Raw genomic sequence first — 14,108 nt, 5'->3', positions numbered from 1 at the left:
CCCTGGAACGATGCCTCTCGCCCGCGACGCCCAGCTGGCCGTGGGGCTGCTGCGCAAAGCCCTCGCCACCCGCAACGCCCGCCGCGACCTGCGCCGCGCCCTCGACGCGCGTGGTCCGCTGCCCGCCGGGCGCTTCACCATCGCGGTCTACTTCGCCGACGGCGCGGTGAACATGTACCAGATGCGCCAGTGGTACGCGCCCCTGCAGGAACTGGCGAAGACCTGGCCGGTCGTGGTCATCAGCCGAGCGATCCGCGGCGCGGACGCCCTGCTGAAGGATGACGCGCTCCCCATCGCCTACGCCCCCACCGTCGGCGCGGTGGAGGAGGTGCTCGCGGAGCAGGACATCCGCGTCGTGCTCTACGTCAACCAGAACACCCGAAACTTCCAGATGTTCCGGTACGGGCATCGATGGCACGTCTTCATCAACCACGGTGAGAGCGACAAGATGTACATGTCGACGAACCAGTACAAGGCCTACGACTACGCCTTCGTCGCGGGAGATGCGGCTCGCGCCCGCCTCTCGCGCGTGCTGTGGGACTACGACCTCGACCGCCGCACGTTCTCGATCGGCCGCCCGCAGGCCGACCACTACTCCGGCGACGTGCCGTACGAGCCCGACGACCGCACGGTCGTGCTGTACGCGCCCACCTGGGAGGGCGACCGTCCCTCCGCGCACTACGGGTCCGTCGTCACGCACGGGGAGACCCTCGTGAGGGCCCTGCTCGCCACGGGGCGCCACCGCGTCGTCTACCGCCCCCACCCGCGGTCGGGAGTGGTGGATGCCGCCTACGGCGCGGCCAACGCGCGGATCGTGTCCGCGCTCGCCGCGGCGAACGCCGCCGACCCCGACGCGCACCACGTCCATGACACGGGCGCCGAGCTCGGCTGGCAGCTCGCCGCGGCCGACCTGGCGATCGTCGACATCTCGGCGATGGTGTACGACCGGCTCGCGGTCGGCAGGCCCCTGATGATCACGCGACCCCTCGACCCCGAGGCCCTCGTCGATGACAGCGGTTACCTGTCGGACTGCGAATGGCTGGATGCGTCGGCATCCGGGTCGATCGTGGCCGAGGCCGACCGGGTGCTGGGGGATCCCGACGCGGTCGGGCGGCTCGAGCACTGGGTGCGCCACTACTTCGGCGACACCGGCCCCGGCGCCGCCACCGCCCGCTTCGAGGCCGCGATCGGCGAGCTGATGCAGCGGTGGGAGCAGTGGCACGCCGACTCGGCCGGCTGAGCGCACGCGGCGAACATCGCTGAGCCCGGCGAAGGGTCCGGGACCCGCGGCGCACCGGAGGTCCCTGAGCCTGTCGATTGGTCCGGGACCCGCTGCGTCGACGGGCTCAGCCCCCTCGCGCCACCGTCAGGTGAGGGGAGCCAGGCGTCCGATCGCGGCGAGCGGGATGCCGACCCAGTCGGGGCGGTTGCGCGTCTCGTAGATCGCCTCGTACACGGCCTTGTCGAGTTCGAACGCCGCGAGCAGGGCGTCGTCGACCGCCCGGTCGGGGCCCGCCGTCTCGGCGTATCCCGCGAGGAACGCCTGCTGGGCGGCGATGACCCACGCGCGCACCGCGGCACCGTCGTCGTCGGCGACCGCACCCGAGACGTAGTCGAACGAGCGCAGCATGCCCGCGACGTCGCGGACGGCGACGTCGGGCTGCAGGCGCTCGGCGATGGGCCGCAACGGCTCGCCCTCGAAGTCGAGCAGCACCCATCCGTTCGCGGCCGTGTCGAGCACCTGCCCGAGGTGCAGGTCGCCGTGCACGCGCTGCAGCGCGGGCCAGGGGGCGGCGGCCGCCACGGCGTAGACCTCCCGGATGCGGTCGGCGTAGGGGGCGAGCGCGGGGACCTCGGCGAGGGCGATCGACAGCCGTCGCTCCCATGCGCCGGCCACGGCCGCTCGGTCGGCGTCGTCGGGCTCCCGCGTCGGGAACTGCGCGGCGAGGGCCACGTGCATCCCGGCGACGCTCGCGCCGAGCGCGTGCGCCCGAGCGGCGAAGTCCTCATCGGCGGCCGCGGCGTCCAGCGCCACCCGCCACGCGTCCTCGACGCCGGCGAAGAACTCCTGCGCGAACGCCAGCGATCCGCTGACGGGCACGCCCTCGGGGGTCACCCACGATCCGCGGACCTCGCCGATCGCGGCGGGGACGAAGGCCGCACCGCCCGCGGCCAGCGCCGACTGCAGCTCCACGTCGGGGTTGATGCCGGGGTTCACCTGGCGGAAGAGCTTGCAGATGACCGGGATGCCGGCATCCTGCGCGTCCGCTTCCGCGCCGTCCGCCGTGGCGGGACGGAAGATGAGCGACGTGTTCGACTGCTCCCCGCTGAGGACCTTCGCCGTCGCGCGCGGGGCCGGGACCCGGGGGCCGGGGGAGGCGAGGGCGATGCCGAGGAATCCGTTCTCGGGTGTTCCGACCTCCCCGCCGACGGTCACCCAGGAGTACAGCTGATCGGTGAAGCCGGGGTCGGTGGTGGCATCGGCCCACACGTCGTCATCGGAGGCGGAGCCGATCAGGCTGCCGGGAGGCACCGATCCCTCGGGGCGCCGCGCGACCGGTACTTGGTAGACGATCGCGGGCTGCACCGCCTCGTCGCGGACGAGGAGGAGTCGCGTGTCGGCGTCGAGCGTCCAGTCGGCGACGACGGTGAGCCGAGGATCGCGGCCCTTCGTGCCGTACCAGCGCTGACGCGGCATCCAGACCGCGAGGAGATCGAGGAGGTCGCCCATGCGGCGAGGCTAACGCGCCCGCCGCCGCGACACGCGGGCCTTGCGCCGGTGCGGGTGTCGATGAGATGAGAGGGGAATCCGGTGGCGGTCGGGCGGCGATGCCGTCAGTCGAGCGCCGTATCGCCACCGGTGTCGGCGTGGGTCTCGGCTGTTGCGGCTCTCCGGCGCCGCGGGAGCGCCCCGCGAGCGGCGGATCCGGTCCTGCGTCCGGCGCCGGCGACCGCGGCAGAGAGCGCATCTCCCACGCGGCGCACGCCTCCGACCGCGGTCCTCTCGGGGCGCTCGGTTCCCGGGCGCGGTTCGAGGTCGGTCGGCAGGACGAGCGGCGGGGCGCCGAACGCGCGGCGGGCGGTGACGAGCACCCGGCGTCCGAGGACGTGGTTGCCGGCTCCGCCGACGACGGCGCCCACGCCGAAGGGGAGGGCCTTGCCGACCCAGGACGCGCCGCCCCGAGTGGCGAACTGGCGGACGAACATCGTCTTGAGCCGGTCGACGAGCGGTCCGACGGCCGCGCGCGGCAGGGTCTTCGTGATCGTCTCGCCCCACGAGCCGGAGCGGGTCGTTCCGCGACCGTCACCCTGCCGGGCGAGCTGCGCGACGAGGTCGACGCCCTCCTTGCCGAGCAGGAGGGCGAGCACGAGGGCGCGGGCGCGGTCGGGGTCGTCGACGGCGACGCCGTGCACCTCGGCGACCGACTGCGCGTAGAGCGCCGTCGCCTCGAGGAATCCGAGGGTCTCGACGCCGCTGAGGGCGAGGGTCACCCCGGTTCCGATACCCGGGACGACAGCGGTCGCCCCCACCGCTGCGCCGCCCGTCGTGACCGCGGCCAGGTAGCGACGCTCGAGGATCCTCAGGATCTCGCCCACCGCGGCATCCGGATGCCGCAGGCGGATGCTCCGCAGGTGCGCGAGCACGACGGGTCGCTGCACCGACAGCACGCGGTCGAGCAGGCGGATGGCCTGCGGGTGCTCCTCCGACCCCGCGGGAGGCAGTCCCCCCTGCCAGGGGGCGTCCGACGGGAGGGAGTGGATGCGGTGCACCTTCTCGGCCATGCGCTCATCCTCTCCCGCTGGGCTGAGCGGTGGGCGAGAGCTCTCGCGTGCGCCGAGGAGATCGGGGCCGACCTGCGGTGCGCTCGGCCCGCGGCGGGTTCAGACGAAGAGGTTCGCGCGCTCGAGATCCTCGGCGAAGTCGACCTCGACCGCATACAGGTCGGAGATGTCGAGGGGCTCCACGCGCACGCCGTCCTCGGCGATGGCCAGTTCGAGGCCGCGCTCGAAGTAGTCCTGGTCGTCGACCCGCTGCAGGTGGCGCTGCAGCGTCTTCTTGTCGCGCGACGAGATGTAGTTGATGCCCACGGCCTCGCCGATGCCGCCGACGACGACCTTCGACAGCTGGTGGATGAAGCCCTCGGCATCCACCGTGTATTTGACCTCTTCGTCGCTCACCTTGGCGGTGTCGACCGTGACGAACGAGCGGTCGTCGGCGACCAGGCGCGCGGCGCGACGGAGGACGAGGGGGTCGAACACGACGTCGCCGTTCATCCAGAGAACGCCGCCGCGGCCCGTCTTGGCGAGGGCGCGGAGCAGGCTCTTCGACGTGTTGGTCTGGTCGTAGCGGTCGTTGTAGACGTAGTCGACCCGGGGGAAGGCATCGACGATGGTCTCTGCGCGGTATCCGACCACCGTGGTGATGCGCGCGTCGGCGCCGAAGGCCGCGTGGATGTTGTCGTGCTGCTGCTGCATGATGCTGCGGCCGTCGGCGAGGGGCGTCAGCGGTTTCGGCAGGCTGCGGCCGAGGCGCGAGCCCATGCCCGCGGCGAGGATCACGATCTGGACTGTCAAGGCTGGCTCCTGGGGGGATGAGTCGTCATGTCCGGTTCACCGGAATGTCACGCCTTCGTGTTCGACCAACAGTAGCGAGGGGGGCCTGGAAGGTGGCAGGATTCGCGCCGGTCGTTGTGGTTTCGTGATGCCGGTGGATCGCTGCGCCGCGCGACCAGCCTGCGGGCGGTGTCGGAGGACGTTGATAGTTTGGTGCGATGACAGCCTCGCTGCCGGAATCGCCTGAACCCTCCTCGTCCTCCGCCGAGGGTGGTTCGGAGAGCGTCGAACCTTCTGCGTCGACGCCGGCGAAGCCGCGCACGCCGCGGGCTCCGCGCACCTCCACCCCGCGCACGACCACGCCTCGGACCACGACGCCGCGGACGCCCCGGCGGGCGCCGGGCTCCGCCGCGTCCGCGACGGCGGGCGACGCCGTCGAGAGTGCCGACGAGTCCGCGTCCCCCGCGCCGAAGCCGCGCGCGCCGCGCGCGAGCGGTTCCGCGACGACCGCTTCGTCGTCGCGCACGCCCGCCGCGAAGAAGCCCGCCGCGTCCAAGACCACCGCGGCGAAGACCACCGCGGCCAAGACCACCGCAGCGAAGACCACCGCAGCGAAGACCACCGCAGCGAAGACCACCGCAGCGAAGACCTCTGCGGCGAAGTCCTCAGCCGCGAAGCCCGCGGCGAAGCGTCCGGCCGCCAAGAAGCCCGCCACGCCTCGAGGATCGGCCTCCGTGGCGCCGACGCACGCGCCCGCTGATCCGGCCGAGCAGCCGAACACGGCGGCGGATGCCGCTGTGCAAACGCCGGAAGAGGGCGTCGCCGCCCCGGCCGCCGCCAGCGAGACCGTGACGCCGGTCGCGTTCCCCGATGACATCGTGGTGCCCCCGCGTCCGCCGCTGCCCGCTCCCGCCGCGAGCACCGTCTCCGGTGACGTGATCGCCGACCCGGCAGCCCCCCTCGCCGTGTCCGCCGACGCGGACCCGTCGGCGGACGCGGACGCCGGAGCATCGACACCCGCGGAGGGTTCAGCAGACGACGACTCGTCGGCACCTGCGGGCGTCGATATCGCACCGAACTCCGACGACGCGGCGTCGGCGGACGCACCCGCCGCCGATACCGATGAGGCCGCGCCCACGGGCGCGGATGTCGTCGCGGATGCCGCCGCGCCCGTCGACCCCACTCCGGCCGACGTCGCCGTGGAGGAGCCCGTCGTCGAGCAGCCGGTCGATGCGGAACCCATCAGCGCTGAGCCCGCCGCGACCGAGGCCGTCGATGGTGAGCCCGCCGGTGACGAAGCCGTCGACGCCGAGCTCGGCGGCGCGGAGCCGGGTAGGGCAGGACTGCCCGCCGACCCCGCTGCCCCGACGTCATCCGGCGACAGCACAGCCGCCGCCGGTGAGCTCATCAGTGCGGACACGCCCGCGGAAGAGGCGGACAACACCGCCTCGACCGACGCGCCCACCCGCCTCCTCGACACCCCGCAGGTTCCCGCGGGAGAGGCCGCCGAGGGCGAGGATCCCACGCCTCCCGAGGTCCGTGTCGAGGAGCTGACCGTCGACGAGACGCCGGACGCCCCCGTGCACGCCCCGAGTGCCGAGGAGCGGATCCTCGATGCGGACGAGCCCGGCGTCGACGAGTCCGGAGACACCCGGCCCGAAATCGACGAACCCGTGACCGACGACCAGGGCGCCGACGACGCGGCGACACACGACCCCGCGTCCGACGTTTCGGGGACCGACGTCTCCGCGACGGACGTTTCCGCCGCCGACGTCTCGGCGACGGACGTCTCCGCCGCCGACGTCCCCGCGACGGACGACCCCGACCTCGCGCTCGCCGCCGACACCGCCGTGATCGCCGACCGCCCGGCCGCCGAGGTCGACCCCGATGCCGTTCCCGTGCTGAGCCTGCGCAACGTGTCGAAGTCGTTCGGGGAGCTCCGCGCGGTCGACGCCATCGACCTGACGGTGCCCGCCGGCTCGTTCTACGGCCTGGTCGGCCCCAACGGCGCGGGGAAGACCACCACGCTGTCGATCATCGCCGGACTCCTGCGCGCCGACTCCGGCGCGGTCTCGATCAACGGCGTCGACGCGACGAAGCGCTCGCGCGAGGCGAAGAAGCTCATCGGGGTCCTGCCCGATCGTCTGCGCACCTTCGACCGCCTCACGGGGCGCCAGTTGCTGTCGTACTACGGCGCCCTCCGCGGGCTGCCCGCCCCCCTCGTCGAGAGTCGCACGACCGATCTGGCCCGTGCGTTCGACCTCGTCGACGCGCTGACCCGTCCCGTGTCGGACTACTCGGCCGGTATGACCAAGAAGGTCATGCTGGCCGGAGCGATGATCCATTCGCCGCGCCTGCTCGTGCTCGACGAGCCCTTCGAGGCCGTCGATCCCGTGTCGAGCGGCGTCATCCTCGACATCCTCGGGTCGTACGTCGATCACGGCGGAACGGTGATCCTCTCCAGCCACGGCATGGAGCTCGTCGAACGCGTCTGCTCACGGGTGGCCGTGATCGTGTCGGGTCAGGTGCTCGCCGAGGGCACCGTCGACGAGGTGCGCGGCGAGGCGAGCCTGGAAGAGCGCTACCTCGAGCTGGCCGGCGGCCTGGGCGACGTGGAGGGCCTCGAGTGGTTGCACACGTTCTCCGCCTGAGACTGGCGATGATGGCGGGCGCCCTGCGGGGCGACCCGCGCGAGGTGGTGCGCCGCGCGATCGGCGTGGTTCTGCTGATCGCCGCGACGGGAGTCGCCGCGGTCAGCGCCGCCGGCCTCGCCGACGCCGACCGTCTGACCACGGCCGTCGTGACGGTTCTCGCGGGTTCCGCCGTCACCCTCGGCTTCGCGGTGGGGCCTCCGGTGACCGCCTCGGTCGATCCGCTCGACCCGCGCCGCTTCGCCGTCGTCGGACCCGAGCCGCGTCCGCTGGCGGGTGCCCTCCTGCTCGCGGGTTTCCTCAGCGTCCCGGTCCTCGTCGTCCTCGTGCTCGGCATCAGCCTCGCCGTCGCCTGGAGCGCCCACGGTGCTCCGGCGGTGGCGACCGTGGCATCCGTCATCCTCGGGCTCACCACGTGCGTGCTGCTCGCCCGCGTCAGCATGGCCCTCGGCGCGCTCGTGCAGCGACCGCGGCAGTCCCGCGAGTTGATGGGCGTGTACCTCGTCGCCGTGCTGGTGGTCGTCGTGCCCGTCGGGGTGTTCCTCGGCTCGCTCGAGTGGCGCGGCGCCGTCCCCTCGCAGTTGGCCTCGGCGGCCGAGATCCTGGCGTGGACGCCGATCGGTGCCGCATGGGGCATCGCGCTGGCACCGACCGCGGGCGCCGCCATCGGCAGTCTCGTCGTGGCCCTCGTGACCATCGCCGTGCTCGGGCTGGCGTGGTTCGCTCTCGTGACTCTGCTCCTGACGACCACGCGCCGTCCGGCGGCGGCGCGCGAGCGCGGGGGGCTGGGGTGGTTCGCGATCCTCCCGGGCACGCCTGGGGGAGCTGTCGCCGCCCGCAGCCTGTCGTACTGGCTGCGCGACCGTCGGTACATCGTCAACGTGGTCGTCGTGCCGATCGCGGCCGTCGTGTCGACGGTGCCCCTGCTCGTGGCGGGTGTGCCCTTCGAGCTCGCGGTTCTGCTGCCCGTACCGATCATGGCGCTGTTCTTCGGCTGGCTCCCGCACAACGATCTCGCGTACGACTCGACCGCCCTGTGGATGCACATCGCCAGCGGCATGCGCGGCGCCCCCGACCGCATCGGCCGTCTCGTGCCGGTACTGCTCATCGGCATCCCGGTACTCGCCGTCACTCTTCCGCTCGCCGTCGTCGCCCACGGGCGGTGGGCGATCCTGCCCGCCATGATCGGCGTCTGCGCTGCCCTCTTTCTCGCCGGTCTGGGGCTGTCCAGCGTGTCGTCGGTGCTCGCCCCCTACGCGGTGTCGCGCCCGGGCGACAGCCCGTTCCAGCAGCCGCAGCGCACCGGCTCGGGCGGTGTCATCGCGCAGGGCCTCGTGATGGTGGGAGCCATCCTCGCGGCCCTGCCGTCGATCCTGCTGACCTGGCGAGCCGTCGGGGGAGACACCATCGATGCGATGTTCGCGATGTGGGTCGGTATCGGAGCCGGAGGCGTCGTCCTGATCGTCGGCGTCACGGTCGGCGCGGTGCTCTTCGAGCAGCGGGCGACACGACTCATGGAGTTCGCCGAGGCGACCTGAGCGCGAACCCGACCGAGCCCGGGGCCGGGGTCGCGGCTACACTGGCTCTCCATGAGCACGCCTCTCGACAGTCCGGACAGCGGGGGTCTCGCGACCCTCGATCGCGAGCTCGAAGAGCTCATCCGCGAAGAGAACATCGAGCCCGGCGATCATGAGCGCTTCTCGCATTACGTGAAGAAGGACAAGATCCTCGAGTCGGCGATCACCGGCAAGCCCGTGCGCGCCCTCTGCGGCAAGAAGTGGACACCCGGGCGCGACCCCGAGAAGTTCCCCGTCTGCCCCCAGTGCAAAGAGATCTACGAGTCGCTCGTCAACTGAGGACTCTCCCCCCGTGAGGGGTCAAGAGATGTCGCCCGTGCGTCCGCCCGGCGACACTTCTTGACCCCTCACGTGCGTCTCCGGCGTCTCGCGCGCTCCCCTCCCTGCGAAACTGCTCGGGCTCGTCTCCGCGTGGCCGCGCCGGCGACGATCCCCCGCACCTGACGCGGCCGGGGCTCGATCGCGGCGGGGCGAGGTCGTTTCTGCGGTCGTGTTTGCCGTAGTTGGCCGCAAAGGGGGCGTGGGGGCGGCCTTGTGGGGCAATCGAGGCCGCGCGGGGCCCGGCTCGCGGCGGGGCGAGGTTGTTTCTGCGGTTGTGTTTGCCGCTCCTGGTCGCGCCGGGGGCGTGGGGGCGGCCTTGTGGGGCAATCGAGGCCGCGCGGGGGCCCCGGCTCGCGGCGGGGCGAGGTCGCCTCTCGGATCGTGTTCGCCGCACATCGCCGCGCAGCGGCCGGCCGGGGGAGAACCCTCAGCCGTTCACGCCTCCGGGACCCGCGACCCCGCGTGAGGGCGGGGAGGGTCCTCCGCGCTTCCGACCGGCACACCACCCCGACCACGTGAGCACCGTGCGGGGCCACGGCCGTGCCGTACGTGCATCCGGTTCGTGAGCACCGTGCGGGGCCACGACCGTGCCGTACGTGCATCCGACCCGTGAGCGCGCGGTCCTCCGGGCGCGGCGCCCGGATCGCGTAATGGCCGAAGCCCTGTGTCAGACAGTGAGCGCCCCGTGCCTCACTGCGCCTCGCGATATTCCGTGGGCAGCGCGGGGTCGGCCTTGCTCAGCGCGAGCGCCCGCACGGGGAGCTCCTCCCGCACGCGCGCGTGGTGGGCCCGTGCGGCCTGCACGCCCGCGGCACCGAGGGCCGCGGCATCCGCTTCGCCGTGGTGCATGAGGGTCATCTGCAGGGGGCGGGCATCGGGGTGCTCGGCCGCCGTCGACAACTCCTCGAAGCCGTCGCTGACGACGACGAGTTCCGAGGTGGCGGTGCCCGCGTCGAGCGTGCGGAACGCCGCCTTGCGGCCGCCGTGCGACGCCTTCTGCGCCGAGGCCTTCGCCACGCCGACCCACGAGCCGTCGGCCGCCTCGCGCGCCACGAGCTTGAAGACCAGCCCCGCCGTGGGAACGCCCGACCCGGTCGCGACCGACGTGCCCACGCCGTACGCGTCCACGGGCGACGCCGCAAGCGCGGCGAGGGCGTACTCGTCGAGATCGCTCGTCACGGTGATGCGGGTTCCGGTGGCGCCGAGCTCGTCGAGCAGCTCCCGCACTTCGCCGGCGACGATCGGCAGGTCGCCGGAGTCGATGCGCACGCCCCCGAGCCCCGTGCCGGCGACGCGCACGGCGGTGCGCACGCCCTCGGTGATGTCGTAGGTGTCGACGAGCAGGGTCGTGGCGCTGCCGAGCGCGTCGACCTGCGAGCGGAACGCGTCCTCCTCGCTGTCGTGCAGGAGCGTCCACGCGTGCGCGGCGGTGCCCATCGTCGGCACGCCCCAGCGTCGGCCGGCCTCGAGGTTGCTGGTCGCCGAGAACCCGGCGATGTAGGCGGCGCGGGCCGCGGCGACCGCCGCCTCCTCGCTCGCGCGACGCGAGCCCATCTCGGCGAGGGGGCGGTCGCCGGCGGCGACGCTCATGCGCGCGGCGGCGGTCGCGACCGCCGAGTCGTAGTTCAGGATGCTGAGCGCCAGCGTCTCCAGGATCACGGCCTCGGCGAACGTGCCCTCGATGGTGAGAAGGGGAGAACCGGGGAAGTACACCTCGCCCTCGCGATAGCCGGTCACGGATCCCGTGAAGCGGTAGTCCGCGAGGAAGTCGAGGGTCGCGGCATCCACGACCTTCTCATCATGCAGATAGCGCAGCTCGTCGTCGCCGAAGCGGAAGTCCTGGATGGCATGGAGTAGGCGGCCCGTGCCGGCGACCACGCCGAAGCGGCGTCCGCCCGACAGGCGCCGCCCGAACACCTCGAAGACGCATCGGCGCTGCGCCGTGCCGTCGCGGAGGGCCGCGTCGAGCATCGTGAGTTCGTAGCGGTCGGTGTGCAGGGCGGTGCTGCGGCTCATCGCGCCAGCCTATTGCGGCAGCCGCGCGGAGCCCGCCCGTCCCGTCGGCGGTTGACACGGGCGCGACGGTTCGCCCCGGCCCACCGAGCTCGTCCTTGCCCGCCGGGTAGGCTGGACCCCTATGGATGACGCGCCGATCGGGATCTTCGACTCGGGAGTCGGCGGTCTCACCGTCGCCCGGGCCGTGTCGGCGCAGCTGCCGCGCGAGTCGATCCTCTACATCGGCGACACCGCCCGCTCGCCCTACGGCCCCAAGCCCATCGCCGACGTCCGCAAGTACTCGCTCGAGGTGCTCGACACCCTGGTCGAGCAGGGCGTGAAGATGCTCGTGATCGCGTGCAACACGGCATCCGCCGCCATGCTGCGCGATGCGCGCGAGCGCTACGACGTCCCCGTGGTCGAGGTCATCGGCCCCGCGGTGCGCACCGCGATGTCGACCACGCGTAACGGCCGCATCGGCGTCATCGGCACGACCGGCACGATCGGCTCCCGCGCGTACCAGGACATGCTCGAGGTCAACGAGCGCCTCACGGTGTTCGCGGAAGCCTGCCCGCGGTTCGTGGAGTTCGTCGAGGCGGGCGTCACCGACTCGCCCGAGGTGCTCGCCACGGCGGAGCAGTATCTGGCGCCGCTCCGGCACGCGGGCGTCGACACCCTCGTGCTCGGCTGCACGCACTACCCGTTCCTCGAAGGCGCCATCAGCTACGTGATGGGTCCCGACGTGAGCCTTGTCTCGAGCGACAGCGAGACCGCGAAGGACGTGTTCCGTCAGCTCGTCTCACGTGACCTGCTCGCGAGCCCGGATGCCGTTCCCCACCACCGCTACGAGGCCACCGGCTCGTCGGCCGACGATTTCCTGCGCCTGGCGCACCGCCTCATGGGCCGGGAGGTGCGCGAGGTGCAGCTCGTGCAGACCGGTGCCATCGACCTGCCGCGCTGAGGCGTGGCATCCATCTTCGTCCAGAGGAGGACCCATGACCCGCAAAGACGGTCGCGAGAACGACCAGCTCCGTCCCGTGACCATCGAACGCGGATGGTCGGCGCACGCCGAGGGCTCCGCGCTCATCACCGTCGGCGGCACGAAGGTGCTGTGCACCGCGTCGTTCACCAACGGCGTCCCGCGTTGGCTGACCGGCAAGGGCAAGGGCTGGGTCACCGCCGAGTACGCGATGCTGCCGCGCGCGACGAACAGTCGCAACGACCGCGAGAGCATCAAGGGCAAGGTCGGCGGTCGCACGCACGAGATCTCGCGCCTGATCGGCCGTGCCCTGCGCGCCGTCGTCGACACGAAGGCGCTGGGCGAGAACACCATCGTGATCGACTGCGACGTGCTGCAGGCCGATGGCGGCACGCGGACGGCGGCCATCACGGGTGCGTACGTCGCCCTGGCGGATGCCATCGCCTGGGGCCGCGAGAAGAAGTTCATCGCCCAGCGCTCCGAGGTGCTGCGCGACTCCGTCGCCGCGGTGTCGGTGGGCATCATCGACGGTGAGCCGATGCTCGACCTCGCTTACGTCGAGGATGTGCGGGCCGAGACCGACATGAACGTCGTCGTCACCGGACGCGGTCTGTTCGTCGAGGTGCAGGGCACCGCCGAGGGGGCGCCCTTCGACAAGGCGGAGCTGGACCGGCTGCTCGACCTCGCGGTGAACGGCTGCGCCGATCTGCGCGGCATCCAGTCCGCGGCTCTCGAGGCCTGAGATGGCGCGCGTCGTCCTCGCCACGCACAACCCGCACAAGGTCGAGGAGTTCCAGGCCATCGTCGCCGCCGTCCGCCCCGACCTCGAGGTCGTCGGATACGACGGGCCCGAGCCGGTCGAGGACGGCGTCACCTTCACCGCGAATGCGCTGGTCAAGGCGCGGGCGGCGGCGGCACACACGGGACTGCCGGCGTTGGCGGATGACTCCGGCGTCGCGGTCGACGTGCTCGGCGGGTCTCCCGGCGTGTTCTCCGCCTACTGGGCCGGCCACCGGAAAGACGCCACAGCCAATCTCGAGCTGCTGCTCGATCAGCTGTCCGACGTCGCCGACCCGCACCGCGCGGCGCAATTCGTGTCGGTGATCGCGCTCGTGCGTCCTGACGGGACGGAGAACGTTGTCGAGGGCCGCTGGCCCGGTCGCCTGGCGACCGCGCCCGCCGGCCCGGGCGGTTTCGGGTACGACCCGATCTTCATCCCCGACGGTCAGCCCGAGGGCGCAGAGCGCACGGTGGGGGAGTGGACCGCCGAGGAGAAGAACGCCGCCTCGCACCGCGCCCGGGCGTTCGTCGAGCTGGTGCCGCTGCTCGCGACGCTGTAGTCGGGCCCCGGAGGTGCTCGACGAGGGACACCGTCGGGGCGCCCGGCGGTCGGGGTCAGTCGACCAGCGTCGCGGCCAGTCCGCGGAGCGTTCCGCGATACATCGTGGTCAGGTCGCGCACGATACGTGAGGGGGCGCGGCGCGTGACCGTGTGCACATCGAGCAGCTCGCGCGAGTTGAACAGCGCGTTGCAGGTTGCGAGGGCGCGGTCGTAGAGCGACTCGTCGACGCCGTCGAGTCTCATGAGCTCGCGCACGGCGGGTCCCCAGGCCGCGTCGATGATGAGCGCGTGGCGTTCGCCCCGGGCCTTGCGGGTGAGGAACCCCTCGCGCGAGCGGATGAGCACCATGGCCGGTCCGTGGGCCACGACGAGTTCGAACCACTTGCCGAGAACCGCCTCGAAGAGGTCGGCGCCATCGAGGTCGAGATCTCGGGCGTAGCCGATGAGCTGTTCGAGGACGTCGAGCAAGTACTCGCGATGAAGCTCGTCGATGGTCGGGAAATAGCGGTACGCCGTGGCGACCGACAGGCCGGCCCGCGCGGCGATCGCCGGCATCGACGCGGCCTCCGGATCGGCCAGCAGCAGATCACCGGTCGCCGCCAGGAGAGCGGCCTTGTTCCGCGCCACATCCTGCCGCGGACCCCGCCGCCGTACCGAGCCGGCGACGCCGCCGCGGACCCCGCCGCCGGC

The 14,108-nt window shown here is 72.4% G+C and carries 13 protein-coding genes; 7 read left to right on the top strand and 6 right to left on the bottom strand.

Going from position 1 to position 14,108, the window contains the following annotated elements; genetic code table 11:
- Positions 1–10: 10 nt before the first annotated feature.
- Entirely contained in the window at positions 11–1,240 is a 1,230-nt protein-coding gene (locus AB0N80_RS15975) for a CDP-glycerol glycerophosphotransferase family protein (protein WP_363579355.1), read from the top strand.
- Between the two features lie 126 nt (positions 1,241–1,366).
- On the opposite strand, the gene AB0N80_RS15970 is transcribed toward AB0N80_RS15975, so the two are convergent.
- The 4 genes from AB0N80_RS15970 to AB0N80_RS15955 all read right to left on the bottom strand — a co-directional run bounded on the left by AB0N80_RS15970 (position 1,367) and on the right by AB0N80_RS15955 (position 5,269).
- A complete protein-coding gene (locus AB0N80_RS15970; RefSeq protein WP_363392071.1) occupies positions 1,367–2,731 on the bottom strand; it encodes an aminoglycoside phosphotransferase in 1,365 nt (454 codons plus the stop codon).
- A 104-nt stretch (positions 2,732–2,835) separates the two neighbouring features.
- Positions 2,836–3,783 carry a hypothetical protein gene (locus tag AB0N80_RS15965; protein WP_363392069.1) on the bottom strand — a complete coding sequence of 316 codons (948 nt, stop codon included), beginning with the start codon at positions 3,781–3,783 and terminating at the stop codon, positions 2,836–2,838.
- Between the two features lie 99 nt (positions 3,784–3,882).
- On the bottom strand, positions 3,883–4,575 hold the full coding sequence (locus tag AB0N80_RS15960; RefSeq protein WP_363392067.1) for a phosphocholine cytidylyltransferase family protein: 693 nt from the start codon (positions 4,573–4,575) through the stop codon (positions 3,883–3,885).
- A gap of 25 nt (positions 4,576–4,600) precedes the next feature.
- A complete protein-coding gene (locus tag AB0N80_RS15955) occupies positions 4,601–5,269 on the bottom strand; it encodes a hypothetical protein (protein ID WP_363579353.1) in 669 nt (222 codons plus the stop codon).
- A 19-nt stretch (positions 5,270–5,288) separates the two neighbouring features.
- Here AB0N80_RS15955 and AB0N80_RS15950 point away from each other — a divergent pair, with 19 nt between their 5' ends.
- The 3 genes from AB0N80_RS15950 to AB0N80_RS15940 are packed head-to-tail and all read left to right on the top strand — an operon-like array spanning position 5,289 to position 9,061.
- A complete protein-coding gene (locus AB0N80_RS15950) occupies positions 5,289–7,205 on the top strand; it encodes an ATP-binding cassette domain-containing protein (RefSeq protein ID WP_363579351.1) in 1,917 nt (638 codons plus the stop codon).
- 11 nt (positions 7,206–7,216) lie between these two features.
- Positions 7,217–8,743: a hypothetical protein gene (locus AB0N80_RS15945; protein ID WP_363579349.1), complete on the top strand. Its 1,527-nt coding sequence runs from the start codon at positions 7,217–7,219 to the stop codon at positions 8,741–8,743.
- Positions 8,744–8,794: 51 nt separating this feature from the next.
- On the top strand, positions 8,795–9,061 hold the full coding sequence (locus AB0N80_RS15940; RefSeq protein WP_136585370.1) for a DUF3039 domain-containing protein: 267 nt from the start codon (positions 8,795–8,797) through the stop codon (positions 9,059–9,061).
- Positions 9,062–9,793: 732 nt separating this feature from the next.
- Here the strand turns inward: AB0N80_RS15940 and AB0N80_RS15935 are convergent.
- Complete coding sequence (locus AB0N80_RS15935; RefSeq protein ID WP_363579347.1) at positions 9,794–11,119, bottom strand: nicotinate phosphoribosyltransferase; 1,326 nt, start codon at positions 11,117–11,119, stop codon at positions 9,794–9,796.
- A 121-nt stretch (positions 11,120–11,240) separates the two neighbouring features.
- On the opposite strand from AB0N80_RS15935, the gene murI reads away from it, so the two are divergent.
- The 3 genes from murI to rdgB are packed head-to-tail and all read left to right on the top strand — an operon-like array spanning position 11,241 to position 13,417.
- Positions 11,241–12,059 (top strand): glutamate racemase, encoded by an 819-nt coding sequence (gene murI, locus AB0N80_RS15930; protein ID WP_363392059.1) that lies wholly within the window; start codon positions 11,241–11,243, stop codon positions 12,057–12,059.
- A 34-nt stretch (positions 12,060–12,093) separates the two neighbouring features.
- Complete coding sequence (rph, locus tag AB0N80_RS15925; RefSeq protein ID WP_315995432.1) at positions 12,094–12,819, top strand: ribonuclease PH; 726 nt, start codon at positions 12,094–12,096, stop codon at positions 12,817–12,819.
- A gap of 1 nt (position 12,820) precedes the next feature.
- Positions 12,821–13,417, top strand: a complete 597-nt coding sequence (gene rdgB, locus AB0N80_RS15920) for an RdgB/HAM1 family non-canonical purine NTP pyrophosphatase (protein WP_363579344.1) — start codon at positions 12,821–12,823, stop codon at positions 13,415–13,417.
- 55 nt (positions 13,418–13,472) lie between these two features.
- Here the strand turns inward: rdgB and AB0N80_RS15915 are convergent.
- On the bottom strand, positions 13,473–14,108 hold a 636-nt coding region (locus tag AB0N80_RS15915; protein ID WP_363579342.1), incomplete at its 5' end, for a helix-turn-helix domain-containing protein.

Origin of the sequence: Microbacterium sp. NPDC089188, assembly GCF_040685155.1 — a bacterium.
In the GTDB taxonomy this organism is placed as follows: Bacteria; Actinomycetota; Actinomycetes; order Actinomycetales; family Microbacteriaceae; genus Microbacterium; species Microbacterium galbum.
This window is presented reverse-complemented; position numbering and strand designations above follow the sequence as displayed.

Coding starts and splice junctions, on each gene's coding strand:
- AB0N80_RS15975 (WP_363579355.1), top strand. CDS start 11: ATGCCTCTCGCCCGCGACGCCCAGCTGGCCGTGGGGCTGCTGCGCAAA.
- murI (WP_363392059.1), top strand. CDS start 11,241: ATGGATGACGCGCCGATCGGGATCTTCGACTCGGGAGTCGGCGGTCTC.
- AB0N80_RS15940 (WP_136585370.1), top strand. CDS start 8,795: ATGAGCACGCCTCTCGACAGTCCGGACAGCGGGGGTCTCGCGACCCTC.
- AB0N80_RS15945 (WP_363579349.1), top strand. CDS start 7,217: ATGGCGGGCGCCCTGCGGGGCGACCCGCGCGAGGTGGTGCGCCGCGCG.
- rdgB (WP_363579344.1), top strand. CDS start 12,821: ATGGCGCGCGTCGTCCTCGCCACGCACAACCCGCACAAGGTCGAGGAG.
- AB0N80_RS15970 (WP_363392071.1), bottom strand. CDS start 2,731: ATGGGCGACCTCCTCGATCTCCTCGCGGTCTGGATGCCGCGTCAGCGC.
- AB0N80_RS15935 (WP_363579347.1), bottom strand. CDS start 11,119: ATGAGCCGCAGCACCGCCCTGCACACCGACCGCTACGAACTCACGATG.
- rph (WP_315995432.1), top strand. CDS start 12,094: ATGACCCGCAAAGACGGTCGCGAGAACGACCAGCTCCGTCCCGTGACC.
- AB0N80_RS15965 (WP_363392069.1), bottom strand. CDS start 3,783: ATGGCCGAGAAGGTGCACCGCATCCACTCCCTCCCGTCGGACGCCCCC.